28 protein-coding genes and 1 riboswitch are annotated in these 26,961 nt (G+C 45.5%); of the genes, 22 read left to right on the plus strand and 6 right to left on the minus strand.

Annotated features, from left to right (window positions below):
• Positions 1–81: 81 nt before the first annotated feature.
• Together ACIQ0H_RS07720 and ACIQ0H_RS07725 are read right to left on the minus strand one after the other, a co-directional pair.
• Positions 82–459, minus strand: coding sequence for a spore coat protein GerQ (locus ACIQ0H_RS07720; protein WP_403413029.1), 378 nt, complete (start codon positions 457–459; stop codon positions 82–84).
• A gap of 30 nt (positions 460–489) precedes the next feature.
• Complete coding sequence (locus ACIQ0H_RS07725) at positions 490–909, minus strand: cell wall hydrolase (protein ID WP_403413031.1); 420 nt, start codon at positions 907–909, stop codon at positions 490–492.
• A 97-nt stretch (positions 910–1,006) separates the two neighbouring features.
• On the opposite strand from ACIQ0H_RS07725, the gene ACIQ0H_RS07730 reads away from it, so the two are divergent.
• Positions 1,007–1,858: an aminopeptidase gene (locus ACIQ0H_RS07730; RefSeq protein ID WP_403413033.1), complete on the plus strand. Its 852-nt coding sequence runs from the start codon at positions 1,007–1,009 to the stop codon at positions 1,856–1,858.
• A gap of 41 nt (positions 1,859–1,899) precedes the next feature.
• Here ACIQ0H_RS07730 and hemQ read toward each other — a convergent pair whose 3' ends face one another.
• On the minus strand, positions 1,900–2,649 hold the full coding sequence (gene hemQ / locus ACIQ0H_RS07735; protein ID WP_403413035.1) for a hydrogen peroxide-dependent heme synthase: 750 nt from the start codon (positions 2,647–2,649) through the stop codon (positions 1,900–1,902).
• Positions 2,650–2,824: 175 nt separating this feature from the next.
• Here hemQ and lipL point away from each other — a divergent pair, with 175 nt between their 5' ends.
• The gene (lipL, locus tag ACIQ0H_RS07740) at positions 2,825–3,664 is read left to right on the plus strand and encodes an octanoyl-[GcvH]:protein N-octanoyltransferase (RefSeq protein WP_403413037.1); all 840 of its coding nucleotides are present in this window, start codon (positions 2,825–2,827) and stop codon (positions 3,662–3,664) included.
• 51 nt (positions 3,665–3,715) lie between these two features.
• Here lipL and ACIQ0H_RS07745 read toward each other — a convergent pair whose 3' ends face one another.
• The gene (locus ACIQ0H_RS07745; RefSeq protein ID WP_403413038.1) at positions 3,716–4,351 is read right to left on the minus strand and encodes an RsfA family transcriptional regulator; all 636 of its coding nucleotides are present in this window, start codon (positions 4,349–4,351) and stop codon (positions 3,716–3,718) included.
• Positions 4,352–4,666: 315 nt separating this feature from the next.
• Here ACIQ0H_RS07745 and ACIQ0H_RS07750 point away from each other — a divergent pair, with 315 nt between their 5' ends.
• The gene (locus ACIQ0H_RS07750; RefSeq protein WP_403413040.1) at positions 4,667–5,974 is read left to right on the plus strand and encodes an HD domain-containing protein; all 1,308 of its coding nucleotides are present in this window, start codon (positions 4,667–4,669) and stop codon (positions 5,972–5,974) included.
• A 141-nt stretch (positions 5,975–6,115) separates the two neighbouring features.
• On the plus strand, positions 6,116–6,622 hold the full coding sequence (locus tag ACIQ0H_RS07755; protein WP_403413042.1) for a YwgA family protein: 507 nt from the start codon (positions 6,116–6,118) through the stop codon (positions 6,620–6,622).
• Positions 6,623–6,666: 44 nt separating this feature from the next.
• On the opposite strand, the gene ACIQ0H_RS07760 is transcribed toward ACIQ0H_RS07755, so the two are convergent.
• Positions 6,667–6,852: a 2-hydroxymuconate tautomerase gene (locus tag ACIQ0H_RS07760; RefSeq protein ID WP_403413044.1), complete on the minus strand. Its 186-nt coding sequence runs from the start codon at positions 6,850–6,852 to the stop codon at positions 6,667–6,669.
• A 67-nt stretch (positions 6,853–6,919) separates the two neighbouring features.
• On the opposite strand from ACIQ0H_RS07760, the gene ACIQ0H_RS07765 reads away from it, so the two are divergent.
• Positions 6,920–7,444 carry a YwhD family protein gene (locus ACIQ0H_RS07765; RefSeq protein WP_403413046.1) on the plus strand — a complete coding sequence of 175 codons (525 nt, stop codon included), beginning with the start codon at positions 6,920–6,922 and terminating at the stop codon, positions 7,442–7,444.
• Positions 7,445–7,738: 294 nt separating this feature from the next.
• On the opposite strand, the gene ACIQ0H_RS07770 is transcribed toward ACIQ0H_RS07765, so the two are convergent.
• Entirely contained in the window at positions 7,739–9,802 is a 2,064-nt protein-coding gene (locus ACIQ0H_RS07770; RefSeq protein ID WP_403413048.1) for a transglycosylase domain-containing protein, read from the minus strand.
• A gap of 317 nt (positions 9,803–10,119) precedes the next feature.
• Between ACIQ0H_RS07770 and ACIQ0H_RS07775 the strand changes: the two genes are divergently transcribed.
• From ACIQ0H_RS07775 to ACIQ0H_RS07855, 17 genes are all read left to right on the plus strand, one after another.
• Positions 10,120–10,551 (plus strand): YwiB family protein, encoded by a 432-nt coding sequence (locus ACIQ0H_RS07775; protein ID WP_403413050.1) that lies wholly within the window; start codon positions 10,120–10,122, stop codon positions 10,549–10,551.
• Positions 10,548–12,215, plus strand: coding sequence for an arginine--tRNA ligase (gene argS, locus ACIQ0H_RS07780; RefSeq protein WP_403413052.1), 1,668 nt, complete (start codon positions 10,548–10,550; stop codon positions 12,213–12,215). Before ACIQ0H_RS07775 ends, argS begins: the two co-directional genes overlap by 4 nt.
• 215 nt (positions 12,216–12,430) lie before the next feature.
• A riboswitch (cobalamin riboswitch) is annotated at positions 12,431–12,581 on the plus strand.
• 118 nt (positions 12,582–12,699) lie between these two features.
• On the plus strand, positions 12,700–13,662 hold the full coding sequence (locus tag ACIQ0H_RS07785; protein WP_403413054.1) for an ABC transporter substrate-binding protein: 963 nt from the start codon (positions 12,700–12,702) through the stop codon (positions 13,660–13,662).
• Entirely contained in the window at positions 13,655–14,650 is a 996-nt protein-coding gene (locus tag ACIQ0H_RS07790; protein WP_403413056.1) for a FecCD family ABC transporter permease, read from the plus strand. The genes ACIQ0H_RS07785 and ACIQ0H_RS07790 overlap by 8 nt, the downstream gene beginning before the upstream one ends.
• A 1-nt stretch (position 14,651) precedes the next feature.
• Positions 14,652–16,124, plus strand: coding sequence for an adenosylcobinamide amidohydrolase (locus ACIQ0H_RS07795; protein ID WP_403413058.1), 1,473 nt, complete (start codon positions 14,652–14,654; stop codon positions 16,122–16,124).
• The gene (cbiB, locus tag ACIQ0H_RS07800) at positions 16,124–17,080 is read left to right on the plus strand and encodes an adenosylcobinamide-phosphate synthase CbiB (RefSeq protein WP_403413450.1); all 957 of its coding nucleotides are present in this window, start codon (positions 16,124–16,126) and stop codon (positions 17,078–17,080) included. The genes ACIQ0H_RS07795 and cbiB overlap by 1 nt, the downstream gene beginning before the upstream one ends.
• Positions 17,067–18,146, plus strand: coding sequence for a pyridoxal phosphate-dependent aminotransferase (locus ACIQ0H_RS07805; RefSeq protein ID WP_403413059.1), 1,080 nt, complete (start codon positions 17,067–17,069; stop codon positions 18,144–18,146). Before cbiB ends, ACIQ0H_RS07805 begins: the two co-directional genes overlap by 14 nt.
• A complete protein-coding gene (locus tag ACIQ0H_RS07810; protein WP_403413061.1) occupies positions 18,128–18,712 on the plus strand; it encodes a bifunctional adenosylcobinamide kinase/adenosylcobinamide-phosphate guanylyltransferase in 585 nt (194 codons plus the stop codon). The genes ACIQ0H_RS07805 and ACIQ0H_RS07810 overlap by 19 nt, the downstream gene beginning before the upstream one ends.
• A 4-nt stretch (positions 18,713–18,716) precedes the next feature.
• Positions 18,717–19,547: a cobyric acid synthase gene (locus ACIQ0H_RS07815; protein WP_403413063.1), complete on the plus strand. Its 831-nt coding sequence runs from the start codon at positions 18,717–18,719 to the stop codon at positions 19,545–19,547.
• Position 19,548: 1 nt separating this feature from the next.
• Complete coding sequence (cobS, locus tag ACIQ0H_RS07820; protein WP_403413064.1) at positions 19,549–20,313, plus strand: adenosylcobinamide-GDP ribazoletransferase; 765 nt, start codon at positions 19,549–19,551, stop codon at positions 20,311–20,313.
• Complete coding sequence (locus ACIQ0H_RS07825) at positions 20,286–20,870, plus strand: histidine phosphatase family protein (protein ID WP_403413066.1); 585 nt, start codon at positions 20,286–20,288, stop codon at positions 20,868–20,870. The genes cobS and ACIQ0H_RS07825 overlap by 28 nt, the downstream gene beginning before the upstream one ends.
• Entirely contained in the window at positions 20,822–21,220 is a 399-nt protein-coding gene (locus ACIQ0H_RS07830; RefSeq protein WP_403413067.1) for a bifunctional adenosylcobinamide kinase/adenosylcobinamide-phosphate guanylyltransferase, read from the plus strand. Before ACIQ0H_RS07825 ends, ACIQ0H_RS07830 begins: the two co-directional genes overlap by 49 nt.
• On the plus strand, positions 21,220–21,801 hold the full coding sequence (locus ACIQ0H_RS07835; protein WP_403413069.1) for a cob(I)yrinic acid a,c-diamide adenosyltransferase: 582 nt from the start codon (positions 21,220–21,222) through the stop codon (positions 21,799–21,801). The genes ACIQ0H_RS07830 and ACIQ0H_RS07835 overlap by 1 nt, the downstream gene beginning before the upstream one ends.
• A 3-nt stretch (positions 21,802–21,804) precedes the next feature.
• Positions 21,805–22,290 carry an ECF transporter S component gene (locus tag ACIQ0H_RS07840; protein ID WP_403413071.1) on the plus strand — a complete coding sequence of 162 codons (486 nt, stop codon included), beginning with the start codon at positions 21,805–21,807 and terminating at the stop codon, positions 22,288–22,290.
• Positions 22,287–22,970: a hypothetical protein gene (locus ACIQ0H_RS07845; protein WP_403413073.1), complete on the plus strand. Its 684-nt coding sequence runs from the start codon at positions 22,287–22,289 to the stop codon at positions 22,968–22,970. Before ACIQ0H_RS07840 ends, ACIQ0H_RS07845 begins: the two co-directional genes overlap by 4 nt.
• 375 nt (positions 22,971–23,345) lie before the next feature.
• Entirely contained in the window at positions 23,346–25,496 is a 2,151-nt protein-coding gene (locus tag ACIQ0H_RS07850; protein ID WP_403413075.1) for a (Fe-S)-binding protein, read from the plus strand.
• A gap of 255 nt (positions 25,497–25,751) precedes the next feature.
• On the plus strand, positions 25,752–26,948 hold the full coding sequence (locus tag ACIQ0H_RS07855; protein WP_403413077.1) for an acetyl-CoA C-acetyltransferase: 1,197 nt from the start codon (positions 25,752–25,754) through the stop codon (positions 26,946–26,948).
• Positions 26,949–26,961 lie beyond the last annotated feature (13 nt).

A 26,961-nucleotide genomic window follows, 5' to 3' on the forward strand; every position in this document is an offset into this window, starting at 1 on the left:
TCGTTCTATTGTGAAATTAATTTCATTAATTAAAGAAAAAATCTTCCATGAGCCCTTACAGGCAAATGGAAGATTTTTTGGTCATTGCGTTTGAGGGAAATAGTTCAGTTTGCCATCAAACTCTGCGTAATCAAAGTAAATCATCGGGAACAGGAATTCATGGCCGGTTGCGGTTTCATTGAGAATCACATGGTCGCGGCCGGCAGCTACGACTGTTCCAACGATGGCTTTTGTATTCTTTCCTGAATCAAGTGCATGTTCAAATGAAAAATTAAAAGTGCCGGGCTGACCGATATTCAGCCGTAAAATGTTTTCGATATATGATTGCTCGCGAAATGGTGGTCCGGACGGCGTCCCAATCGGCAGCCCGGGACTAGGCGGTCTGCCGCTCGGGATTGTGACTGCTGGCGGTACGATATGCTGATTTTGATAGGTAGGGTTCCAATAATATTGGACCATTTCTTCATCCTTTCTATTTGTAAGATAAGATTAAACAGTAGGGCAGTCTTCAGTAGTTGGTGAAAAGAAGCAATGCGATTTAAATCGACCGGTGTTCCATTGACCATACCATTGTGCTGGACAATCGCCTGTAGGCATGAAAAACCATAGGGATCGTTCGCCGGGGTTAAAACGTTCGCCGTTGATGACGCGTCTGGCAAGTCTTTTATCCTGCTCCCGCGCACGCTGATAAAAATAACTTTTCGTTGTCGCTTCAAAGCCGCCGGGGCGTTGGTATACCATCTGCTCCAATGTCCGGATATCATTAAAGTCCAAACAGCTGGCAAGCACGCGGTTGACCCCAACATTCCCAACTAAGAGCATGCCTAGCTGACCATCACCTTCGGCTTCAGCGCGCATCAAACGCGCTAAGAGATCCACTTCTTTCTCGTTGGCCTTTATGACCGCCACCGCACAACCTCCTTGAAGAATCATATGAAGCAAGTGTATGAAAAATGACTGGGAATTAGGAATGGATAAAGTAAACTTAGAGAAAGGGGGAGATTGTTTGCGTATTCATAGTATTACTTCAGATTTTTTAAAAATGTACGAATCCAAGAAAGAACTGAACCTACCCGATTTAGAAGCCTATATTGACGCTCATTCGGAGGTATTCAATCACTACTTCCCAACCCATTGTCCCAAAACAGCAGAGCGTCTTCATGCGGCGATTGAGAAATATCCCGTGCAGATTGGAGACATTCGGAGCATTTCGAAACGATTGCCCGGGATTATCGCAGAAATCGATGAACTGTATACGAAAACATTCGATACTGATCTTGATATTCAATATACGGTGCTTGTCGGAACATACGGGTCAAATGCATTTGTAACAAGGGAAATTAAGGGTGATATTTTCTTTGCAGTAGAGCAACTATCACCTGAATTGGATAACCTGAAAGTGATAACTGCTCATGAAATCGGCCATGTGACGCATTTTTCATTTGCTGCTAGACAAGAGATGGATTGGGCAACAGTTGATTGGACGCATGGATTGACATCGCTGTACACGGAAGGAGTCGCGACCTATTTATCTAAAAAAATCGTGCCTGGGTTGAACGAATCGGTCTATTTCACATACGATGACGCAGGTGAGCCATGGGTGACTTGCTTTAGGCAGCGTAAAGTCGAAGTAAAGCAACGCTTTTTGGAAGACGTGTTGTCTGGTTGGGACATGGCAAAAGAAAAAGAATGGTTCCGCTTATCGGGCGGCAGTTATTTCGGTCATAACCGGCTGGGCTATTTATTAGGAACGGATTATATCGAATGCCTTGTAAACAGGATAGGGGAGGAAGCGGCGCTCGCGTTCTGGAATGGGAATGATGTGAAGAAAGATATTGTGACTTGGTTGGAAACATAAAAAAGGAAGCCGCTTATCGAAATGCGGCTTCCTGCTATGAATTAAAGATTGAAAAACGCTGCTTTTTTGTCGCCATCTAGAATTGTCCCCACGAAGAAGGACCCGAATTCGCCAAAGCGTGCGCTGACTTCGTCAAAACGCATTTCGTATACAAGTTTTTTGAACTGGAGTACGTCATCTGCAAACAGTGTGACGGCCCATTCGTAGTCGTCGAAGCCAACTGAACCGGAAATGATTTGTTTCACTTTTCCTGCATAGCTACGACCGATCATACTATGGCTGCGCATCATTTCTTTGCGTGTGTCCATGTCGAGCATGTACCAATTGTCGTCGCCATCACGCTTTTTATCCATCGGGTAGAAACAGATATATTGGCTACGTTGCAATTCTGGGTACAGACGTCCGCGAACAAACGGATTTTGATAAGGATCTTCCGTCGATTCACCTGCAAGGTAGTTCGACAGTTCCACGACAGAAACGTATGAGTATGCCGGAATCGTGAAGTCTGCGATCGCAAGTTTGTTAAATTCTGTTTCAAGCTCTTGAATTTCGACCATTGTTGGGCGAAGTGTCATAAGCATGAAATCAGCTTTTTGACCAATTACTGTATAAAAAGCATGGGCACCTGTTTTAGCGTCATCAGCTTTTTGGAGTTTTTCTAAATACACCAGAAATTCCTCTACTGCTGCCTGGCGTTGTTCAGGTGAAACCAATTTCCATGATGCCCAGTCCATCGTGCGCAAATCATGTAATACGTACCAACCATCGAGTGTCATTGCTGCTTCGTTCAATTGAATTCAAACCCTTTCTGAATAAACTTACATCTAAATCGAGTGTAGCATAGTTGTGTGAAAAAGCGGTTCACATATGCGTCGGTGTCACGAAATTGACATGAAGTGTCCTGCTGTTAACATTCATGAAAAACATGTATGCTAAGCGTATAAGAAATTAGTAGGGGACGTTTATATGACACACTATGAAACCTTTTTACAAATTCCAGAATGGCGCTTTGTGGATGAATCCATGTCAGCGCGCAGCCGTTCTGCGCTAGAATCCTTCGCCGCGGACGACACGCTATGCCATCTTGTCGGACAACAAATGAGCGTTCCAACCGTTCGCACATGGGTGCATGACCAAACGGTTGTCCTTGGTATTCAAGATCATCGACTCCCGCATATTGCAGAGGCCATTCCAGTACTTGAAGATGCGGGTTATAACGTAATCGTTCGTAATTCGGGCGGTCTCGCCGTTGTACTTGATAAAGGTGTATTGAATATATCGATTGTACTATCAGAGCACGATGCGGCTATCGATATTCCAGCAGGTTATGAAGTGATGTTTGCTTTCGTTCGCAGGTTGTTCCCAGAAGTGGGAGACCGCATCGAGGCCTATGAAATTGTTGGCTCATACTGTCCGGGTTCATATGACCTTAGTATCGATGGTCGCAAGTTTGCCGGCATTTCGCAGCGTAGATTGCGACAAGGCATTGCCGTCCAAGTCTATCTATGCGTCGAGGGAAGCGGAGCGGAACGGGCAGAATTGATCCGCAACTTGTACGAGATTGGTTTGCAAGGTGCAGAGACCAAGTTCAGTTACCCGGTCATTCAACCCGAAGTGATGGCATCCCTTGCCGAGCTAGTTGGGGAACCACTGACAGTCAACGATGTTGTGATTCGCATACAACTTCTGCTACGTGAGCTCGCGGACGATATGACCTTAGGCGGCTTCAAGCCAGAAGAAATGGAATTGTATACATTCTATTTAAACCGTGTCGTCGAACGTAATAAGAAAATGTTAAACAATTGAACATTTACATTTAAGAACTCGAAGTAATCTTCCATAGGGAAAAACCGCCAATCAATGATTGATTGGCGGTTCTTTCGTCACTAGATTACCGTTTTGTTCCATTGTGAAAATAGGTGCGGTACGATCTGTTTCATCTTCAAGTGTCACAAGTCGGCGTGCGCGATTCATGATTTGAACAAATTGCTCGTAATCAGAGCGTAGTGTTTTGTTTTCGAGTTGAAGTTTTTCAATTTCTTTTTCGAGCATTTCTGTTTTTTCATTCGCAATTTTGGCTGTCTGCTTCCAACGCATGGACTCGTTATCGCTGATGCCTGTATGATGCATACGTACGAGGTAAGCGATAACTGTATCGAGTGATAGCGCAGATAGTGGAACAGATACCTTGTGTTCCTCGTCAGCCCCTTGTGAAGGGGTATATAATTGTTGCCCCCGACGTTTGAAGTCTTTGCCTAGCACACGTATTGCTTGTTTTCGCTCTTTTTTCGCATCGGTTAGTTCTTTTTCATAATCCTGCCTAACTACGGCGTTCCACCTAAATCCGCAAGCTGCGGCCGTTCGATTGAGCGCGTCTCCGACTTCTTCAAAGGCGCTCAATTGTGTGCTTCCTTCGCGGACATGCCGCAACACCGTCTCTGCCAATAAAATATCATTTTCTTCAATCCAAGCATCCTGTCTAACTTTCACCATCTCCGTGCCTCCCGCCATAAATTCATAGTTTCTTTCTACGGCTAGTGTGGACAGGGTTTCACTACTTTATTCATAATGAAAAAAGCATTCTATCTTTTTTTCACTCAAATGAACCTTTTTCCTTCTTTCAACAATGCGTATGATTGAATATACTTAAGACAACGAGTTGACTTGAATCAGTAGCGGTCACAAATTTTGAGAGGCAGGCAGTGTAAGAGTGCGAAAAGGGAAGGCATCCTGCCGCCCCTCGCGACAACTGCATACCCGCGTCCGCGGGCGAAATTATGCCAAGGTGTAATTGAATGGAGGTATACGATGGACTACAAAGACGAAAAATTGGTCGAAGAAAAAGTGTTCAAAGACCCAGTACACCGCTATATCCATGTGCACGATAAAGTCATCTGGGATGTAATTGGTACAAGTGAATTTCAAAGACTTCGCCGAATTAGACAGCTTGGGACGACCTATCTTGTGTTCCACGGTGCAGAGCACAGCCGTTTTCACCATTCACTTGGCGTCTATGAAATCGTGCGGCGCATCATCGACGATGGCTTTAATGATAGACCCGAATGGAATAATGAAGAACGACTCGTGACACTGTGTGCAGCTTTGCTACATGATCTTGGGCATGGTCCGTTTTCGCATGCGTTTGAAAAAGTATTTCATCTTGACCATGAAAAGTTTACACAAGCCATTTTACTTGGAGACACGGAAGTGAATGCAGTACTATGTCGTGTGGCACCTGACTTTCCGCAAAAAGTGGCGGATGTCATCGGGAAAACGTATCCGGACAAGCTTGTCGTTAGTCTGATATCCAGTCAAATTGACGCTGATAGAATGGATTATTTACAACGTGATGCTTATTTTACTGGCGTGTCATACGGTCATTTTGATATGGAGCGTATTTTACGTGTCATGCGACCAGCAGAAGAACAGGCAGTTATTAAGTATAGTGGTATGCATGCGGTGGAAGACTATATCATGAGCCGTTATCAGATGTACTGGCAAGTTTATTTTCATCCTGTTTCGCGCAGCGCTGAAGTTATTTTGACGAAGATTTTACATCGTGCAACGCACTTGCATGATGATGGTTATATATTTAAACAACAACCTACTCACTTCCGCTCATTTTTTGATCGGACATTTGAGCTTGCAGATTATATCGCCCTTGACGAAAGTATTTTATTGACGTATTTCCAGATGTGGATGAAGGAAGACGATGCCATTTTATCGGACTTATGCTATCGCTTTATTAACAGAAGGCTATTCCAATTTGCGGAGTTTGATCCAGCGACGGAATATCGGAAAATTGGCGAGCTGGAGCAATTGTTTAAGCAGGCGGGCATTGACCCGGCTTATTATCTTGTTGCGGACTCATCGTCTGATTTACCCTATGATTTCTATCGGCCAGGTGAGGAAAATGAACGTCTGCCAATCTACCTGCAAATGCCGAATGGCGAGTTAAGTGAGTTATCACGGTCATCGGATATCGTGGATGCGATTTCGGGTAAAAAACGAACAGATCATAAAATCTACTTCCCAGAGGATTTATTGAACGAAGGCAAAGAAAAAAATCCATTGTATGGACAGATTTTAACTATAATCAATCGCGCTGAGGCGTGATTGCGCCCAGATTTTGAATTGAGCTTGCTCAATTAACTCCTTTCAAAATCTGTGGCATCCGCCGGAGGCTTCAACTTCATTTAGCTGGAGTTTGAACCTCCAGCTAAATGAAGTTAAAAGGCTAAGAAAGGGGTGGCTCTCTTGTTGCAAGAGCATGCCAAGATTGTGCAATTCATTTCAATTGCGAATGAAGTGAAGGGTAGAAAAAAGATGCAAAAGATGATCTATATCGCGAAGAAGATGAATTTCCCGTTTGCGGAAAAATACGAGTTACATATGTATGGACCTTATTCGGAGGAATTGACGTTACGTATGGAAGAGCTATGCGTGATGGGATTTCTTGCAGAACAGTGTACGGACAAGGGGTCGTATGTTCAATATAGCTACACAACGACGGCTGAAGGAACACGTTTTCTGGAAACTGCAGAGCAGCCGCATGAAGCGCTTGGGGTATGTATTGAGCGGATGAATGGGAAGAGTTCCAGGTTCCTCGAACTGGTGTCGACTTTGCTTTATTTCGATCATCTTAACATGGACGAGCAAATCGCCAAAGTCCATATTGTGAAAAACAAACTGAACTTCTCTGAGCAGGAAATGACGGATGCCTTCGATTTCATCGCGGAATTGGAGCAGTGTTCCGTACAGTGAAAAATAGGCTGTCCCATTCGAAGAGAGAATGGGACAGCCTTTGATTATTGATCACTAAAAAGTTTTCCAGCGACAGCATAATGGCTTTTCGGCATTTCCTCGATAAACACAACCACGTTTTCAGCAGGTGCGCCAGTTGTTTCAGCGACAGCTACTGTTACTTTTTCGCATAGTGCACGTTTTTGTTCCTCAGTGCGACCTTCCAACATTTTTACAGTTACATAAGGCATTCCAGTTCCCCCTTTCTGCATATATTCGGTATAGTGTATATACTATCAGAGTTGGAGGTCTAAACGAATGACAAATGAAGAAAAACCGAAACAGAAAATGGGTTTTACAATTATAAAAGATGATCCGACAGATGGTCATAAAGGATTCGGAATTGGATCATTATCGCTAGAAAACGTGTCGCCTGTCATTATTGACGTCGAGGAAGGCGTAGCGAAGATTGAAATTGGTGCCATGCATGCGAGAAGTGATACTGAGCGAGGCATCAAGTTCACAATTAACCGTGAAGATTCAGCAGGCGGAAAACCGTACTGGCTTGTCTGGGTGACCATCGACTTTAAAGAAAATGGACCTTTTTATGCGGGCGTTACGGCTTGTGAAATGGTCGTCAACCGTGAGAAGCGTCGCGGTTATAAAATACTTGCAGATCACGTCAACCGAATGGATAAATCCATGAAGCGCCAAATTATGGTGGATTATATGGATGATAAATCCAAAAAAGTACTTGTTGAATTTCTTTCGGGACATAACAAAGAGATGTGGGATCGCAGCGAAGCGAAATTACACGCCGATCTTGGCGTTGAATCACTATGATTATGAACAATGTGTGAACTTTTCGGCATAGTTCTCCTTCTAAGGTTGAATGTCGGCCTGAAAGGAAGTACACTGAAAATATAGCTTGTAAATGTAAGCTAGGACAACCGAAATTGTGTATTTTCTGACGAGTGTTGTATCAAACAAACCCAAGCGCGATATAATATTCGACAGGACACCCTGGACGGTAAAAAAGCCTTCCTCTCTTGAATTCATTCGAGAGAGGAAGGCTTTTTTGATTGTAGGGAAATCAAGTATCAGATGTTTGTGGTGTCTACGCGCAAATCACTCCATTTACTCAAAAAACGAAAACGGGAATAACTCTAATTTCTTAGGTTCACCATCTTCACCAACTGAAGAACGCTGCTCCCTCAAGGTCTTGTCCGTGCACAATTTTTGGGGCATATCCTTCTCCTTTACATAGACGAGTCGTTGCTTTTCGCATTCGTTAACTGCGATGCCGCCCGTTTCCACGTCGATAATCACACCGTTTACGCCTTTAGGTGGGATGAAAGGTTCAGCTGGTTTACCGCGATGTACTGTTTCCATGAACTCAATCCATACTTTTTTCGAAGGGGCCTCATCTTGTGCATCGTTCAATTGCTTGCCCACGTCGTATCCAGTCCAAATACCTGCCGTAAGGGAAGGAGTGAAGCCAATCAAATACTTATCGGAAATCGTTGAACCGGATTTTGCAGCGTATGGTCGTGTTTGTTTTTGACGCATGGAAAGTCCGGTGGAGGAAGTATAATCATTGAACACCGGATCGAACATTCCTGTCATTAAATGAGTCAGAACGGATGCGTCCTGTTCAGAAATAGCATGTTTCTTACTTTGTTTGGGATGTTCATACACTGTATGGCCCTCGGCGTCTGTGATGGAAAGAATGGTCATGGGCTTAATATCGTAACCTTCCGATGCAATTCGATTGTAGGCACCAGTCATATCGGATAGCGTGACGTCTGATGTGCCGAGTGCGACAGCAGGTGAATTAGGAAGTACAACATCTACGCCTAGTCGTTCTGCCATTTTACTGAACTTTTTATACCCAATTTCTTCAAGTGTTTTCACGGCATAGATATTATCGGAAATAGCCAATGCTTGTGCAAGTGAAATTGGATGCCCGGCAAATTTGCCGTTGACGTTGTTCGGTTCATACGTTGAACGACCATCGTCATATGTGAAGATTGTTTTTTCTGATGTTAAAAAAGTGAGTGGATTGAAGCCTTCCTCAAGTGCCGCGGCATACAACACGGGTTTTATGGCAGAACCGGGTTGACGCTTTGCTTGGGTTGCTCGGTTAAATGGGCTTTCTGTGTAATCGACTCCGCCAACAAGCGAAGTGATGTAACCGGTCATTGGTTCTATGGACATGAAGCCAATTTGTAATTCGGTATCTGGCATCCATTTGGTAATCGCTTCTTCTGCGCTTTTCTGATGGTAAGGGTCTAATGTTGTTCGGATCGTCCATCCACCTTCTGCGGGAGAACGCCCTTTTGCAGCGAGAACTTTTTCAGCTTCTCGCCATACTTCATCTAAAAAGTAAGGGGCGATGCGCTTTTGGTCTGCCCATTCACTGGCTTTCACCGTGATTTGGGCAGCATTGGCCCGCTCTTCTTGTCGTTCAGTAATAAATCCTTGCTGTTCCATAAGGGCAAGGACGAGCATCTTCCGCTCCTTCGACTTTTCAGGATTGTCGACGGGCGAATAATTGGAAGGACCTTTGGCGATAGCGATAATGACAGCTGATTCTTCTAGGGTCAGGTCTTTTGCTGACTTTCCAAAATAAAATTTACTTGCCGCCTCGACGCCATACATGCCATGTCCGAAGTACACGGTATTCATGTAGCCTTCTAGAATGACATCTTTGTCGTAAAATATTTCCATCCGGTATGCGTATAGCGCTTCTTCGATTTTCCGTTTCCATGTCTTGTCAAACGTCAAATATAGGTTTTTCGCATATTGCATGGTAATCGTGCTGGCCCCTTCTACCTTGCGTCCAGCTTTTGCATCTTTCAAAAGGGCACCGGCAATTCGCCTATAATCAAAACCGTTGTGGTTATAAAAATTTTTATCTTCTGTTGCAATCAACGCATCAATTAGAAAGGGTGACATTTCATCGAGATCCACCCAATAGCGACGTTCCGCAGTGAAACGATCACCAATTTGTTTACCGTTTTTATCGAGAAAAACCGAAGCTTTTGGCACACTTAAAGAAGGGGCTCCTGTCACTTGAGCGTATATTCGAAGTGCTAAAAAAACAGTTAGTACCGCCGTCAACGCGGTAACAGAAAGTAGCAATAGCCGCTTAAGATTCTTGCGTCGCTTTACTTTTTTTAAATACTTTACACGCTGCATACAATCCCGTCCCGTCCGTTTCGATGCCTATAGTATGTGACGGATGAAAAGAGATTAAACGGAATGAACGTAAAAATATACATAATAGTATTCGTAAAATTTGTACTGGATTTGTACCAAATCGGTCGGATAGATTGGAATCTAGAAGCGAAACAGGATATAATAAAAAGATGTATGTATTAGGAAAAGCGGAAGGCGCCTGCTAGATGCGACAAGCGCTGGAGGACTTGAAGATAAAGGCGTTCTGTGTCTTTATCAGCGAGTCTGAAGCGACTCGAGCGCCTGGAGCCTAAACAATAAAAAAGGACGGTGAGCGTATGGAAACGCAGGATAGGGTACGCAAAGTGGATATCCAGCTCCATTCGTCAATCCGGCATCCCGGACAAGAACAGGAGATTCATGAGTTAAGCCTAACAGGACAACTTATTGAAAAAAAGGGTAAACGCTATTTGAAATATGAAGAACAACAAAATGGTCGCGAGGTTATGACGACGGTTAAAATGGGTGCGGAAGATGCACTTATATTACGTAGTGGTGCGGTTACGATGCGCTTGCCTTTCATCCTAGACGGAGAACGGCCAGGGACTTATGGTAGCGGACCAGCATCATTTGACTTGCTCGTCAAAACGACGCAGCTTGAATGTAGTGAACAAACAGGACGATTCCGTGTAGCTTACGAGTTACATGCGGAAGGATCTTTACTTGGCATATACGAATTGACCATTACATATACGGAGGGAACACTATGAACGCAGTAGAACAGATCCAACAAGAGGTAAAATCAGCATTGCGCGCGGCAGTTATTGCGGCAGAACTAGTAGAAGAAGCAGCGATACCAGACATTATGCTGGAAACTCCAAAAAGTAAAGACAACGGGGATTACGCAACAAACATCGCGATGCAACTGACAAAATTGGCGAAAAAGCCACCACGTGCTATTGCGGAAGCAATTCTTGAGAAATTGGACACGTCAGCAACTTCCATTGAATCCATCGACATTGCGGGCCCAGGGTTCATGAATATCAAATTGAAAACAGATTACCTAGGCGATGTTGTGAAGACGGTTCTGGAGCAGGCAGAAAATTATGGCCGTTCAACTTCTGGCGCAAATGAAAAAGTTCAGGTGGAATTTGTATCTGCTAACCCGACTGGGGATCTTCATCTAGGCCATGCACGTGGAGCGTCACTTGGCGATTCACTTTGTAATGTCCTCGATTTTGCAGGTTACGATGTCGCACGCGAATACTATATTAACGACGCAGGTAATCAAGTGCATAATCTTGCGAAATCCGTGGAAGCGCGTTATTTCCAAGCGCTTGGTTTAGACATGGAAATGCCTGAGGACGGCTACCAAGGAAAAGATATTATTGGTATTGGAGAAGAGCTTGCGAAAGAATTTGGCGATAAATACGTCAACGTTGCTGAAGAAGAGCGTTATGCATTTTTCCGTAAGTACGGACTTGATTTCGAATTGGAAAAATTGAAGAAAGACCTAGCTGATTTCCGCGTATCGTTTGATGTATGGTTCTCGGAAACTTCATTATATGAAAACGGTAAAATCGACGTTGCGCTCGACAAATTGCGTGCAAACGGCCATGTTTTTGAAGAAGACGGTGCAACGTGGTTCCGTTCAACAACATTTGGCGATGACAAAGATCGTGTACTCATTAAAAATGATGGAACATATACGTATTTGACACCAGACATTGCTTATCATGAAGATAAATTATTCCGTGGCTTCGACAAGCTCATTAACATTTGGGGAGCAGATCACCACGGTTACATCCCGCGTATGAAAGCGGCAATTGAAGCCCTCGGTTACGATCGGGAAACACTGGAAGTCAGTGTGGCGCAAATGGTTCAGCTGTATAAAGACGGCGAGAAATTCAAAATGAGTAAGCGTACAGGGAAAGCAGTGACATTGCGTGAACTTGTAGAAGAAGTGGGTCTTGATGCAGTTCGTTACTTCTTTGCTATGCGTTCAGGCGATTCTCAAATGGACTTTGACCTCGATCTTGCGATTTCACAGTCCAATGAAAACCCTGTGTACTACGCACAATATGCGCATGCACGGATTTCTTCCATCTTGCGACAAGCCGGTGAAGCAGGACTAGCTGCATCTGTGGCTAACGTTTCTTTATTGCAAGCGGAAAAAGAATTGGATTTGTTGAAGAAGATTGGTGATTTCCCACAAGTGGTGAGTGATGCGGCAAGAATGCGCATTCCACATCGCGTCGCAACTTATATTCAAGAACTGGCTGCAGCATTCCATAGCTTCTACAATGCAGAAAAAGTATTGGATCCAGCAAATCATGAATTGTCAGAAGCACGACTTGCACTTATCACGGCAACACGTACGACTGTTGCAAATGCACTAAAACTGATTGGTGTTTCTGCCCCAGAAAAAATGTAATTGAATGGACCGCTACGCTGAGGATGTTTTCCTTGGTGTGGCGGTTTTTTGATGGGAGGAAAGTTATAGTTTGCAATCAAAACCTAGTTGAGTGCAAGCAAACAACATATGTACGCAAGCAAATCCCGATGGAGTGCAATCTAACCTGAGTTAAATGAAAGTAAATCAACATCGACACCTTCAAAAGTTGTAGTATACTGAAAGATGTACAAAATTACATAGCCAAACATAAAGGTGCCTCGCCATCAAAGACGAGGTTAAAAGGGAAGTCGGTTGAAGTCCGACGCGGTCCCGCCACTGTAAGTGTCGACACGTTGCTAAAACGTGACCACAAGTCAGGAGACCTGCCTTTATGAATCATCCGTAAGCCTACGAGGATAGGTTTGGTGGAAATCGATGCGTCCACGCATCCGTATTTTTACTAAAACATTCCTCCGTGCTCATGCGGGGGATTTTTATTTGGAACAAATAGGAGGAAAATGATATGAAAAAGATGTGGCCATTATGGCTAATGTCACTACTTGCAGTGTTTGTCCTCGCGGCATGCGGAACTGCAACAGATAAGCCTAAAGTAGATGCAACACCACAGGAAGATGTCGCTTCTCAAAAAGATTTTCCACTAACGATAACGGACGCAGTCGGCAATGAAATTACATTGGAAAAAGCGCCGGAAACGATTGTTTCCATGCAGTCTAGCAACACCGAAATTTTGTTCGCGCTTGGACTAAATACTGAAGTCATTGCTGTTAGTGACTACGATAATTACCCTGCAGAAGCACTTGAAAAAGAGAAAATCGGTGGTCAGCAGTTTGACGTAGAGAAGATCGTTGCGATGAATCCCGACATCGTCTTTGCCCACGAAATGGGGCTAAGTACCGGTGAAGAAGGTCTCCAACAAATCCGTGATGCAGGAATCCCTGTCTTCGTTGTGAAAAATGCAAAAGATTTTGAAGAAACGTATGCAACAATCGTAACAATCGGACAAGCAACAGGTAAATCAGAAGAAGCTGAAAAAATCATCGCAAATATGAAAGAGAAAGTTGAAGAAGTGACATCGAAATTAGCTTCCGTTGACAAAAAGAAGACGGTTTTCGTAGAAACATCACCGGCACCGACTATCTACACACCAGGTAACAATACGTTTATGAATGAAATCCTCAACATGGTTGGAGCAAAAAATATTTCCGCTGACCAAGAAGATTGGTTCATGATGTCTCCAGAAGAAATCGTTAGCCGTAATCCGGAAGTCATCATTGTGATGTATAGCTATATTGACACAGCTGTCGAAGATGTTTACAAACGTGATGGTTTTGATTCGATTACAGCTATCAAAAACCAAGCAGTTGTTCAAGTGGATGAAAACAAGACAAGCCGTACAGGTCCACGTCTTGCAGAGGGGTTGGAAGAAGTAGCAAAAGCTATCTATCCAGAGGCTTTTGGTGAATAAATCTAGCGTTGCCTATATCGTGTCTATCGCCACACTTGCTGTGGCGATTTGGCTCGGTGTATCGATCGGCTCGGTGAATATTCCGATCAGTACGTTATGGAATACAGGAGCAGATGAGACAGCTACGAATATTTTATGGAAGATTCGTATGCCACGCGTCGTATTGGCAGGACTAGTTGGCGCGTCACTTGCAATTGCAGGAGCCGCTTTTCAAGGACTGCTCAAAAATCCGCTCGCTGATCCATACACCCTCGGAGTGTCATCCGGCGCCTCTGTCGGCGCTGTGATGACGCTTTTTTTCGGTATTTCCATCCCGATATTTGGCAACTATACGCTACCCATTTTTAGTATGGTCGGTGCAGCATTGACGATGTTCCTTGTGCTAGGATTTGCACGCCTCGTCGATCGTGCGCTGAAAATGGAAACCATTATTTTAACAGGCATCATCTTCGGCTCGTTTCTGGGTTCCGTGTTATCGCTAATGATTGCTTTAACTGGTGAAGAACTGCGACAAATTATCGGCTGGTTGCTCGGCAGTGTATCGATGCGTGGTTGGAATTATGTCACGATGATCTTGCCGTTTGTCCTCATTGGTTCCATTATGCTTTGGCTATGTCGCCTTGAATTAAATGCCATGTTGTTCGGCGAAGAGCGCGCTCACCATTTAGGGGTCAATGTGAAGCGCAGGAAATTCATGATTTTAATTGGGGGGTCCATCCTGACAGGTTCGGCAGTTGCTGTGTCAGGGACAATTGGCTTTGTCGGCCTCGTCGTGCCACATATGACGCGCCTGCTATGGGGGGCTGATCATCGTCATTTATTGACATTATCGTTCTTGAATGGTGCATCGCTTCTGATTATTTGTGATCTCATTGCACGGACGATTATTTCGCCAACAGAATTGCCAGTCGGTGTGATTACGGCATTTATTGGCGCGCCAGTATTTGCATTTATTTTCTACAAACAACGAAGGAAGGGGGCGATGTGATATGCTGCAAGTTTACAACTTAACGGGTGGTTACGGTAAGAAACCTGTCGTGAAATCCATCACATTCGATGTCAAGAAAGGCGAAGTACTCGGCATTTTAGGTCCAAACGGTAGCGGGAAATCAACGCTACTGAAGCTCATTTCGGGGATTCTTCCGAATCAGGAAGGTTCTGTCATGATTGACGGGCAACATGTGACGGTTTACTCGCAAAAAGAATTCGCTAGAAAAGTAGCTGTGTTACCGCAGCTCCATGCACATGCTTTCTCGCATTCCGTTCATGAAACGGTGTCGCTCGGTAGGTATCCGCACCAGTCCGGGCTTTTTTCTTCTTGGTCAGTAGAGGATGAACGTGCGGTCAATGAAGCGATGCAGCATACAGCGATTACGCGGTATACAGATACGCCGATTGAATTGTTATCAGGCGGGGAACAGCAACGTGTTTTCGTAGCACAAGCACTTGCTCAAGAAGCGCCGATTTTGTTGTTAGATGAGCCAACGAACCATCTCGACATCGCTCACCAACAACAATTAATGGATACTATTCGCAGGCAAGCGGTCGATAAAGGGCTGACCGTCGTATCGGTCTTTCATGATATAAATTTGGCATCGTTGTATTGCGACCGCTTGCTCGTGATGGAAAAAGGACAGATTGCGGCCATGGGAACTCCGCAAGAGGTTGTGAAAGAGCGCATTGTGGAACATGTCTATCAGGCGCGCGTTAAAACACAAGCGCATCCTGAACTACCAAAGCCACAAATCACACTTCTTCCTGATATAAAGGAGGAGATAATACCGTTCACTGTAGGCATCGATGATTTTACGGTGTCATCGGACTACGTTTCTTTACGCACGGCAGGTCCTTTGAAAACGATGTCATCTGCTGTACATAATGCTGGCACTGGCTGGTATCGCGCATTCGTCAATCGTCATGTCGATACCAATTATCATTGCGATGATGTCAAAACAGAAATGGCTAGCTATTTGGAACAACAAGGGTTTCATGTGGCAGATACGGTAGGTATGATGACTGCGGTGACTACGGAACATGTGGAAATTGAAACGTACGAAGGGGATTTTGGTTCGGTTTTAATCGCGGTGACGGCAGGAGTTGGCAACGCGGTCGATGTGTCGGAAGCGCTCCACCGGGACAGAGAACAGCGTATTGGTACCATCAATACATGGATCATCGTCAACGGCACATTACCCGACGAAGCCTTTATTCAAGCCATGATTACGGCGACGGAAGCGAAGACCAAAGCGCTGCAGGTCGAATCTATAAAAGACCCATTGACGGGCACCATCGCGACAGGGACATCGACGGACAGCCTGCTTGTCGCAGCAACACAACAGGGTCAATTCTTACCCTATGCGGGACCGATTACGCCGCTTGGGAAATTGATTGGACATGGCGTCTTTGATTGCACAATTCGGGCTATCCGTGCCTATAAAACAGCGAAAGGGTGGACGATTTGATTCCTGCACATTTTGTTGCGATTGCTATTGGATTTTTACTGGACCGTATCATCGGAGATCCGCCGACTTGGCCGCATCCAGTTCGCTTGATTGGCACCTTTATATCTAAATCGATCGCCGTGTTGAATAAAGGACGATTCCGCACGGCTAAAGGGGCATTTACGCTTTTTATCACCGTTGGCATCGTTTTCCTGATTGTTTTTATCATCGTTGCGTACGCTTATCAAATGCATCTCTTCGCTGGTATTATTGTTGAAGGGATTCTGGTCGCCATTGGACTCTCACAGAAAAGTTTACGCGATGCGGCACTGCGTGTGTACGAACCACTTGTCGCGGGCGATGTACCGCAAGCGCGCACGAAGTTATCGGAGATTGTGGGTCGGGATACAGACAAACTAGGAGAAAGTGACATTGCACGCGGAGCAATCGAAACGGTGTCTGAAAATACATCGGATGGCATCACGGCGCCTTTGTTTTGGGCATTTTTACTCGGTGCACCAGGTTTGTGGGTATACAAAACGGTTAACACGCTCGATTCAATGATTGGTTACAAAGATGAACGTTATGAAAAGTTTGGGAAGTTTTCTGCGCGTGCAGATGATGTGTTGAATTTCATTCCGGCACGAATTACGGGCTTTCTCATTGTTGTGTATACATGGAATGAAGGGAAGTTATCTTTGATGAAACGGTTTACGGGTTGGAACCGTGATGCCAGGCGACATCCAAGTCCCAATAGTGGTTTCTTGGAGGCGGCAACGGCTTGGCAACTGGGCATCCAACTTGGCGGCGAAAGTACATATCGTGGCAAAGTATCTAAACGACCGGAGATTGGTCCGGGAACTGTTCCACTAACAGCGACACATATTAAATTGACGATTAAACAAATGCATACAGTCGCCTTCGTTTTTTGGTTAGCCATGACTGTGATTGGAGTGTTCGTGAATGCAGTTGCCTGAGCACGGTGCAAATCCGCATCATGTCTATGCAAAAGTAGGTCTCGACTTGCCGCAGCGTGTGTTGGATTTTAGTGAAAACGTCAATCCTGCCGGTCCTCCGCAAGCAGTTATTGCGATGTGGCCGGATTTGTTGGCAGAAATCGGGTCGTATCCAGATCCGGAAGGACAACCCTTTTTGTCTGCGGTTGCCGACTTTCATGGGATTCCGCAATCATTGTTATTTGCGGGGAATGGGGCTGCGGAACTGCTTGCACTTGTAGCGGAACGGTATCGGGGGAAACGAGCGATTGTGGTCCATCCAACGTTTTCAGAGTATGAAGCGACTTTGACAGCTAAACAGGTTGAGATTATCCGCGTTGTGGCATCGGAAATGAATGGATTCATGTTACCCTTACAGGAAATTAGGCAAGAGATGGCATCGGCCGCTGTTCTTTACCTATGCACGCCAAACAATCCAACGGGCATAATGCCCACACGCGAGGATTTGAATGACATTATCCGTTACGGAGCCGAGGTTGGCTGTGACATCGTGTTGGACGAAGCCTTTATCGATTTTGTTGATGAATCTCTATCATTCATTTCAACCATCCAAGAAAATCCCCATGTAATCGTCGTTCGCTCGATGACCAAAATGTATGCTATTCCAGGGATAAGGCTTGGTTATATGGTCGCAAGTCCTGCTGTTATCGAAGGCATTAAAATACTTGCGCCTCATTGGAATGTTAACGGGTTGGCTGCTCGGATTGGGGCGGTTTGCTTGCTGGAAGAATCGTTCTGCGAGCAGGCGATCCAGCATAGTCAGCGTCAACGTGAACAGTTCACCGCATTTCTGATGGCGAGGGGTTGTACGGTTACGAATTCTGTGACGAACTTTTTGGCATTCAAGTTGGGAGCAAATCTGGATGCCACCAAGTTCTATCGGGATTTATTGGGACGGGGGATTGTCCTTCGTCATTCTGAGAACTTTCGCGGAATGGACGGCGAATGGTTTAGAATCGGTATGAAAAATGAGGCGGAGATGGCTGTGCTGAAAGAGGAGTTAAAGCGATGGTTTGCGGAAAATTAACGTTCATAAGCGGCGGTGTTCGCAGTGGGAAAAGTGCTTATGCGGAACGATTACTCGTTGAGGAGGCTGGGCGCTACGGTGGACGTTTGGTTTATATCGCATCTGGTACGGCAACGGATTCGGAAATGCAGGCGCGTATTGAGAGACACCGGCAAGACCGTGCACATCAAAACTGGCTGACATTGGAACAGCCCACTAAGTTGGATGAAATCGTGCCGACCGTTCAGCCAGGCGACTATGTCTTATGGGATTGCCTGACAACATGGCTGGCAAATGAGTTATACGAAGGTTGGGAAACTGGCAAGCCATGCATTGCCCAACCAGGATGTATGGAACAAAAAGCGCTGAAACTTTACGAAACAATCGATAAGCTAGTCAAGACAGTTGCGCATCTTGTGATCGTCTCCAATGAAGTGTTGGACGAGCTGCCGGCAAACGATGAAGAAACGAATCGCTACAGGCAATGGATAGGGCATATTCATCAGCAGATTGTCGTGACAGCGGATACCGCGATAGAAATGGACTACGGTATGGCGACTTATTGGAAAAATGGACAAGGGAGGTAACGGCATGAATGGACTGATTGTGTTAGGCACTGCATCAGATTCTGGGAAAACGATGATTTGTACAGCGCTATGCCGCATATTATCCGATGAAGGCGCGCGTGTGACGCCATTTAAATCACAAAATATGTCGGGCTTTTCCGCGACAACGGACAGCGGCGAGGAAATGAGCCGTGCACAATTCATTCAAGCGTTGGCGGCTAGAACGACTCCGTCAATTTATATGAATCCCATTTTGCTGAAACCAATGCCTAGGATGAAATCAGAAGTACTGTTCTTCGGGAAGAAGTTCGGGCCGGTAGCGGGAATGGCGTATCGGGAGCAGTTTTTCAATCAGGGCATAGAAGCGATTCAGACGTCGCTCGGTAAATTAGCAGAAACCTATGACACGGTGATTATTGAAGGCGCGGGAAGTCCCGCAGAAGTGAACCTCAATGATCGGGAAATTGTCAATATGCGTGTGGCAGAAATCGCGGATGTGCCTGCTGTATTGGTCGCGGATATTGACCGCGGCGGCGCGATTGCCTCGATTGTTGGCACGTTGCAATTACTTCCAGCTGCGCACCGTGAGCGTGTGAAAGCCATTATTATCAATAAATTTCATGGGGACGTCTCTTTATTCCAAGAAGGCGTTGAATATATTGAAACATATACAGGAATCCCAGTTGTTGGTGTGATTCCTTACAAAGGAAATCATGGCATTGAAGAGGAAGATGCGGATCGCCCAGTTATGCGTGCACCGCATGGCGTCGATATCTATGATGAATGGGCGGCCCATGTCAAAGCCCATTTGAACTGGCCGTTGCTGAAAGCCATCCTGTCGGAACCGAGGGAATAACATGAACGGTATGTTGTTGGCACTACAGTTTTTCACAGCAGTTCCGATTAACAAAGAATTGCCGCTTGGTCGAAAAGAAGTGACGACGATGTATGTGGCGCTCCCTTTTGTTGGAGCGGCAATTGGGTTCGCGATGTACGCGGTATCACTCTTGATGCTGGATGTGGTCAACGTGAGTACGCTCCTTGCATCGGTAGTTATCTTATTGGTGGGAATTGTACTAACAGGTGGCTTGCACTTGGACGGCTGGGCGGATACAGGCGACGCGTTCTTTTCTTATCGAGATCGTGCCAAGCGATTGGAAATACTGGATGACCCCCGTCTTGGCGCATTTGGCACGATGGCACTCGTGTTGCTAATCGTTGTCAAAATCGCCTTGTTCAATGAAATCCTACTGCGTGGGACGGGAAGTATGGCATTGTTTATCGCCATCCCTTTCTTAGCACGAGCGGGGTTGAACGTTTATTTTTCGACGACTCGTCTTGCCAAAGAGAAAGGAATTGCCCATTTCTTTAAGGAGAAGATGGCGGGGAATGTGGTAATGGGTTGTTCATTAGCAAGCAGTGTGTTGGTGTTGATAGCTGTGGGTTGGTGGATGAATAGTATTTGGATTCCAGTCGGTTTAAGTGTCGTATTAGCGATAGCGCTTTTCGTTTTTCGAAGATGGTCACTCAAACATTTCGGTGGCGTTAGCGGTGACTTATGTGGGGCCTTTATCGAAGGAACGGAGGTGCTGTTATGGATGACCGTTTTGTGCTTACTATAATTCGTCATCTGCCAACTGCTGGAAATCAAGAGCGCAAGTACATTGGCTGGACGGATGAACCAATTGTGGCAACTGCAACGAACTGTCAGCACGATGCACGATTTGTGTATGGCAGTGACTTAGTCCGTGCTCGACAGACCGCAGCACTGTATTTTCCAGATGCAAAGTATCATGCTGATTCGGACTGGCGTGAATGTCATTTTGGAGACTTTGAAGGAAAAACCTATGCGGACCTTGAAAAGGAAAAGGACTACCGACAATGGATTGATGATCCGTATACCTATGCACCACGCGGCGGGGAAAGTTTGATAGCACTTGAGAAGCGCGTCTTATCCGCATTAAAGCGAGTTTCCAATGGTGCAGTGATCGTGACACATGGTGGACCCATTCGGCTAATCCTGACGAGATTTTCCCCTGTGGAAAAAGCATTTTGGTCATGGGATATTCCGCATGGTTCAGGATATCGGCTAGAATGGCCAAGTGAGCAAGCGTTCAAGGAGGGGCAGCGATGCACGTCATTATCGGCGGTGCCTATAACGGCAAACGAGACTATGTGAGAATGATGGTAAAGGGACAGGAAGTGCAGTGGAATTGTATGGGTACCCAGTATACATGCGTTTCAGAAATTCCTAGGGTAATGGTATTTACGGAAATTGAAAAATGGCTTGGAGAAACAGATTTATCGGAAGCAGAAGCCATTGACTATGTGATAGAAACGGTAGAAGGTCAGGATACGATTGTTATTGTAACGGATATCGGGCGAGGAATTGTGCCGATTGATGCACAGCAACGCAAGTTACGGGATACTTGCGGGCGGCTCTATCAGCGGTTAATAGCGGAAGCGGATGAAGTGACACGGATTTGGTATGGCCTTGCACAAACTTTAAAGAAAAGGGGAGAGGTATAATGAAAATTTACACACGCACAGGAGATAAGGGGAAAACGAGTTTAATAGGCGGACGTGTGGATAAGGATAGTTTACGAGTCGAGGCGTATGGCACGATGGACGAATTGAATTCATTCGTTGGGAAGGCAATGACGGAGCTCGATGTGGCTATTTTTGCCGATATCTTAAAAGATCTAGAAGCTATCCAAAATGAATTATTCGATGGTGGTGGCGATCTCGCAAATGTAATGAAAGAGCGGCATTATAAATTAGCTGATGAGCCGATTGAAGTATTGGAACAGCGTATCGATGAATTGATGGATGAAGCACCACCGCTAGAACGCTTTATTTTACCGGGTGGATCGCCGGCTGCTGCAACACTCCATATTGCACGGACTGTTGCTAGACGCGCAGAACGCCAGACGGTGACGCTAATGAAAGCAGAAGAGGACGTTTCTCCAGTCGTACAGCGCTATTTGAACAGGCTTTCGGACTATCTTTTTGTCGCAGCGCGCATCGCCAATGCCCGAGTTAACGTACCGGATAACGAATATGTCCGAAGTGCAAAAGTGTTCAGAACGGATAAGAAAAAGGAGTCTTAAAACATGCAATTGAAAAGAATGACATTAACAGCATTGTTCGTGGCAATGTGTGCTGTTGGCGGCCTGATTAAAATACCATCGGCGGTGGGGTCGCTTGCGCTCGATACAGTGCCAGCTCTTGTATCGGCTGCTTTTTTACCGCCTGTATTTTCAGGTATAGCATCGATGCTCGGTCACTTGGCCTCTGCTATGTACGGAGGATTTCCAATGGGACCATTTCATATCATTATCGCACTTGAAATGTTGGTCATTGTCGTTATTTTTGCACGCATGCACCGAGCGGGTTATAAGCGTATGAAGTGGGTATTTTTCGTAATTGCCAACGGATTGCTGGCACCACTGCCGTTTTATTTCTTAGTATCTCCGGCATTTTTCTTGGGTGCATTGCAAGGGATTTTCGTCGCGACGGTGCTAAATGCTATTGTTGCGGCTGTTGTATTGCCTGCGCTTCAGCAAGTAGTGACCGGACGGATGGGAGCTTTACGATGAGAAATGCCATCGAGATTGGCAACGACTTTATTGTCACAACGGATAATTCGGGTGGCATCGGTGAAAAGCCCGGGGATCTGGTTGCCGTCCCAGACCGTGTCACCGCCTATTTCGCAGCGCGTGTTGCACTGCTGGAACAATGGGCGGGTCATGCGGAACCCGTCACCATACTTATCCACAATTTTAGTGGCAACGCGAGTTGGGAAAAGTATGTGGCTGGCGTGACGGATGTATTTCACGAAGTGGGGCTTGAGGTACCTGCGATTAGCGGTAGCACGGAAACGAATATGGAACTTGTGCAATCGGCGATGGCTGTTACGATGATTGGAAACAGGCAGAAGCCGCCGTTGATTGAAGAAGTGGCTTGGTTTACGTATGGCACACCACTTGTCGGTCATGAAGTGCTAGAACGTAAGGGGGAAGTTGCTTCTCTTCGATTACTAAAAGATGCATGGGCGAGTGGCATGATCCATCGCCTCTGGCCAATCGGCTCTAGTGGGATTTTACAAGAAGTCCGTAAAATGACGGGTGAAGAGAATGCAGAAGTCGAAACGGTATTAGAAAAAACGAAGTCGGCAGGTCCAGCAACGGTTGTTTTGGTTGCGATTCCAGCAGATAAAATAACCGAAGCTGAGGCATTTTTTGGTGCTATGTTGAATAAAATAGAAATAATTAATTAAAACCTGCGATGTCATTGCAGGTTTTTTTAGATTATGTTTCTGTCCAGTATAGTTTCGTGTGCGGGAGCTTTCCGAAAGCAGTGTATAAACTGAGCGAAGGCGCCTTAAAAGGGGGGAGGCCACCCATAGCGCCACAGCGTGTTTGAAGGGAATCTTTGATGCGTATCTGTAAATAGCATAATGTATGTAAGCGCTATCCAAAAAAAGCTTGCCAATCTACCACCAAGTCACTTAAACTTATCAAATATCTCTAAACATTTAAAAAGTGTTATTGACTGAACGCTCACTCATATTTTAAACTAGTACATAATGCATTAACATGTTTTCCGCAACACGATCACCACGATGTAAACAAAGGGGAAGGGGAGAGGACAAATGAACCCATTGCTTATCGTCAACTGGATTTTGTTTCTCGCAGTGACGGCATACGGTTTAGCACTGTTCACATATTTAATAAAAACTAGGATTCAATTTATCAAACTGGGAAGAAAAGAAGAATTCGATCATAACGTTAAAGAACGTCTCCGGAAAATATGGGTGTATGTTTTTGGACAGAAGAAATTATTGAAGGATAAGAAAAGTGGAACTATCCATTTGATGTTCTTCTACGGATTCTTGCTGGTCCAATTCGGAGCAATCGACTTGATTTGGAAAGGACTAAGACCGGGATCACATTTACCATTCGGTTCCGTGTATCCAGCCTTTACATTTTTCCAAGAAATTGTTGCACTGACGATTCTTGTAGCAGTTGTTTGGGCTTTCTATCGCCGCTACATTGAGAAACTAGTCCGTTTGAAACGTGGCTGGAAATCAGGACTCGTTCTTATTTTCATCGGTGGTCTAATGCTGTCAACACTGCTGGCTAACGGTATGGGTATGATTTGGCATGGTCACGAAGCGTCATGGGCAGAACCAGTTGCGTCATCCATTGCTACGATTTTCGGCTTCATGCCACCGACGGCTGCCGCAGTTGTTTTTTATATTGGGTGGTGGATCCATCTATTAATTTTACTCACGTTCCTTGTCTATGTACCACAATCCAAGCACGCGCATTTAATCGCAGGGCCAGCCAATGTCTATTTCCACCGACTGGATAACGCGGGCAAGCTGAAAGCAATCGATTTCGAAGCGCTTGAAGAAGCTGAAAATGAAGACGACATGCCAGCACTTGGAGTGGGCAAAATCACTGATTTCACGCAGGCGCAAATGATCGACTTCTACGCTTGTGTAGAGTGCGGTCGCTGTACGAATATGTGTCCGGCATCGGGAACTGGGAAAATGCTGTCTCCGATGGATCTCATTACAAAATTACGTGATAACTTAACGAATCATGGGGCACTTGTTACGAAACAAAAACCGTGGGTGCCAACGTTTGCGTTCAACAGTTCGAAAGGTAATCAGATTGCCCTAGCAGCTGGACTTGAAGGCGCAACGATGGATGATATTTACAACCCATCTCTTATTGGTGATGTCATTACGGAAGAGGAAATCTGGGCGTGTACGACTTGCCGTAACTGTGAAGACCAATGTCCAGTTATGAACGAACACGTTGACAAAATCATTGACCTTCGTCGTTATCTTGTCATGACAGAAGGGAAAATGGATCCTGATGCACAACGTGCGATGACAAATATCGAGCGTCAAGGGAATCCATGGGGGCTGAACCGCAAAGAGAAGGAAAAATGGCGCGATGCACGTCCAGACCTTCACATTCCAACGGTGAAAGAACTGAAAAAAGCGGACGAAGAATTCGAGTACCTCTTCTGGGTTGGCTCGATGGGTGCGTTCGATAATCGTTCACAAAAAATTGCGCATGCCTTTGTACATCTCATGAACGAAGCAGGCATCAAGTTCGCCATTCTGGGTAATAAGGAAAAGAACTCTGGCGACACACCACGTCGTTTGGGGAATGAGTTTTTATTCCAAGAATTGGCGACAGGGAATATTGAGGAATTTGAAAAAGCGGGCGTTACAAAAATTATCACGATTGACCCGCATGCATATAATATCTTTAAAAATGAATACCCAGACTTTGGATTTAAGGCTGAAGTCATTCACCATACGGAATTACTGTACGAACTTGTTGTCCAAGGGAAATTAAAACCGCAATATCCAATTAATGAAACCATCACGTTCCACGATTCATGCTATTTGGGCAGATACAACGATGTCTACGATCCGCCGCGTGAAATTCTCAAGGCGATTCCGGGTGTCAATCTGGTTGAAATGAAACGTAATCGTGAAGAAGGTATGTGTTGTGGCGCAGGTGGGGGACTCATGTGGATGGAAGAAGACACAGGTCATCGCATCAACGTCGCACGGACGGAACAAGCGCTTGAAGTAAGTCCGGGGATTATCTCTTCCGGTTGTCCATATTGCTTGACGATGTTATCTGACGGAACGAAAGCTGTCGAAGTAGAAGACAAAGTAGGCACATACGACATTGCTGAACTGCTCGAACGGTCCATTTTCGGTGAAAATGCACAGGCTGTTGAAGAGACGGAAGAAGAACCAGTTTTACAATAAACCACCGTGCGCCCTATACCAAGGGAACACCAGACATCCGATGACAGTAGCTGGAATCTTCTTGGAATAAATCATTGCAGAACTATCAGTATTATCGTAGAATTGAGGAAATGGGAGTCCGCGCACTCCCTATTTTCTTAATTTCCTACTGAGCGAGCGTTCAGTCAAACGTCGAAACAGTCAAATATACTAAGTAGAGGAATCACTTATTGTTGTTTATGAAAGCGTTACCAAAACGAACTCGGAGGCGATCCAATGACAAGAACAGTCATACTAGACGGAGCACGGACACCTTTTGCAAAATTAGGCGGTGCATTACAATCCCTAACGGCAAGCGATCTTGGCGGAATTGCTATAAAAGAAGCATTGAACCGTGCGGGCGTTGAACAAGCTGACGTCGATGAAGTCATCATCGGTACGGTATTGCAGGCAGCTCAAGGGCAAATTCCATCCAGGCAAGCAGCGACGAAAGCAGGACTGCCGTGGTCTGTGAAAACGGAAACCATTAACAAAGTATGTGCATCAGGTATGCGCAGCGTCACACTGGGAGATCAGCTGATCCGCCTTGGAGACGAAGAGGTTATCGTTGCAGGTGGTATGGAATCGATGTCAAACGCACCGTACTATTTGCCGAAAGGGCGTTTCGGCTTGAAAATGGGCGACACGCAACTTGTCGATGGCATGATCTACGATGGACTGTCTTGCTCATTCTCACCGGACCGGGTCCATATGGGGACTTATGGTAACTCGACAGCAGAGGAATTTGCATTGTCACGCGAAGGGCAGGATGAATGGTCACTTCGCAGTCATGAACGTGCACTTCAAGCCATTGATAACGGCTTGTTCGCAGAAGAAATCATTGCAGTCGACATCCCGCAGCGCAAAGGCGATTCGGTAAAAGTCGATACAGACGAAGCGCCTCGCCGCGATACATCACTCGAATCACTGGCAAGACTACGTCCGGCATTTGGCAAAGAGGGCAGTATTACAGCCGGCAACGCGCCAGGCGTCAATGACGGTGCGTGTGCGTTAGTGTTAATGAATGAACAACGTGCACAACAAGAAGGCAAAACGCCATTAGCGATCATCATCGGCCATGCCGAAGTGGCGATTGAACCACAAAACTTCCCGCAAACACCGGGACTTGTCATTAACGAACTATTGAAGAAGACGGGCAAGAAACTAGAAGACATCGATCTGTTTGAAATAAATGAGGCATTTGCGGCGGTAGCGCTTGCTAGTTCGCAAATTGCGGGGCTGGATGCAGAAAAAGTCAACGTCAATGGCGGAGCAGTTGCACTTGGACACCCGATTGGCGCAAGTGGAGCACGTATCATTTTGACATTGGCCTATGAATTGAAACGACGCGGAGGCGGCATTGGCATTGCATCCATTTGTTCAGGTGGAGGCCAAGGCGACGCGATTATGATTGAAGTACCGAAATCGGAATAGAGTTGGAGGAGTC

This window comes from Sporosarcina sp. NPDC096371 (genome assembly GCF_044762865.1).
GTDB lineage: Bacteria > Bacillota > Bacilli > Bacillales_A > Planococcaceae > Sporosarcina.

What these genes read in the sequence shown, in the direction of transcription:
- ACIQ0H_RS07840 (WP_403413071.1), top strand. Translation starts at nt 21,805, where the DNA reads ATGCAATTGAAAAGAATGACATTAACAGCATTGTTCGTGGCAATGTGT.
- ACIQ0H_RS07785 (WP_403413054.1), top strand. Translation starts at nt 12,700, where the DNA reads ATGAAAAAGATGTGGCCATTATGGCTAATGTCACTACTTGCAGTGTTT.
- lipL (WP_403413037.1), top strand. Translation starts at nt 2,825, where the DNA reads ATGACACACTATGAAACCTTTTTACAAATTCCAGAATGGCGCTTTGTG.
- ACIQ0H_RS07750 (WP_403413040.1), top strand. Translation starts at nt 4,667, where the DNA reads ATGGACTACAAAGACGAAAAATTGGTCGAAGAAAAAGTGTTCAAAGAC.
- ACIQ0H_RS07830 (WP_403413067.1), top strand. Translation starts at nt 20,822, where the DNA reads ATGCACGTCATTATCGGCGGTGCCTATAACGGCAAACGAGACTATGTG.
- ACIQ0H_RS07850 (WP_403413075.1), top strand. Translation starts at nt 23,346, where the DNA reads ATGAACCCATTGCTTATCGTCAACTGGATTTTGTTTCTCGCAGTGACG.
- ACIQ0H_RS07760 (WP_403413044.1), bottom strand. Translation starts at nt 6,852, where the DNA reads ATGCCTTATGTAACTGTAAAAATGTTGGAAGGTCGCACTGAGGAACAA.
- ACIQ0H_RS07845 (WP_403413073.1), top strand. Translation starts at nt 22,287, where the DNA reads ATGAGAAATGCCATCGAGATTGGCAACGACTTTATTGTCACAACGGAT.
- ACIQ0H_RS07795 (WP_403413058.1), top strand. Translation starts at nt 14,652, where the DNA reads ATGCTGCAAGTTTACAACTTAACGGGTGGTTACGGTAAGAAACCTGTC.
- ACIQ0H_RS07770 (WP_403413048.1), bottom strand. Translation starts at nt 9,802, where the DNA reads ATGCAGCGTGTAAAGTATTTAAAAAAAGTAAAGCGACGCAAGAATCTT.
- ACIQ0H_RS07825 (WP_403413066.1), top strand. Translation starts at nt 20,286, where the DNA reads ATGGATGACCGTTTTGTGCTTACTATAATTCGTCATCTGCCAACTGCT.
- ACIQ0H_RS07775 (WP_403413050.1), top strand. Translation starts at nt 10,120, where the DNA reads ATGGAAACGCAGGATAGGGTACGCAAAGTGGATATCCAGCTCCATTCG.
- ACIQ0H_RS07805 (WP_403413059.1), top strand. Translation starts at nt 17,067, where the DNA reads ATGCAGTTGCCTGAGCACGGTGCAAATCCGCATCATGTCTATGCAAAA.
- ACIQ0H_RS07745 (WP_403413038.1), bottom strand. Translation starts at nt 4,351, where the DNA reads ATGGTGAAAGTTAGACAGGATGCTTGGATTGAAGAAAATGATATTTTA.
- ACIQ0H_RS07835 (WP_403413069.1), top strand. Translation starts at nt 21,220, where the DNA reads ATGAAAATTTACACACGCACAGGAGATAAGGGGAAAACGAGTTTAATA.
- cobS (WP_403413064.1), top strand. Translation starts at nt 19,549, where the DNA reads ATGAACGGTATGTTGTTGGCACTACAGTTTTTCACAGCAGTTCCGATT.
- ACIQ0H_RS07720 (WP_403413029.1), bottom strand. Translation starts at nt 459, where the DNA reads ATGGTCCAATATTATTGGAACCCTACCTATCAAAATCAGCATATCGTA.
- argS (WP_403413052.1), top strand. Translation starts at nt 10,548, where the DNA reads ATGAACGCAGTAGAACAGATCCAACAAGAGGTAAAATCAGCATTGCGC.
- ACIQ0H_RS07855 (WP_403413077.1), top strand. Translation starts at nt 25,752, where the DNA reads ATGACAAGAACAGTCATACTAGACGGAGCACGGACACCTTTTGCAAAA.
- ACIQ0H_RS07815 (WP_403413063.1), top strand. Translation starts at nt 18,717, where the DNA reads ATGAATGGACTGATTGTGTTAGGCACTGCATCAGATTCTGGGAAAACG.
- ACIQ0H_RS07765 (WP_403413046.1), top strand. Translation starts at nt 6,920, where the DNA reads ATGACAAATGAAGAAAAACCGAAACAGAAAATGGGTTTTACAATTATA.
- ACIQ0H_RS07810 (WP_403413061.1), top strand. Translation starts at nt 18,128, where the DNA reads ATGGTTTGCGGAAAATTAACGTTCATAAGCGGCGGTGTTCGCAGTGGG.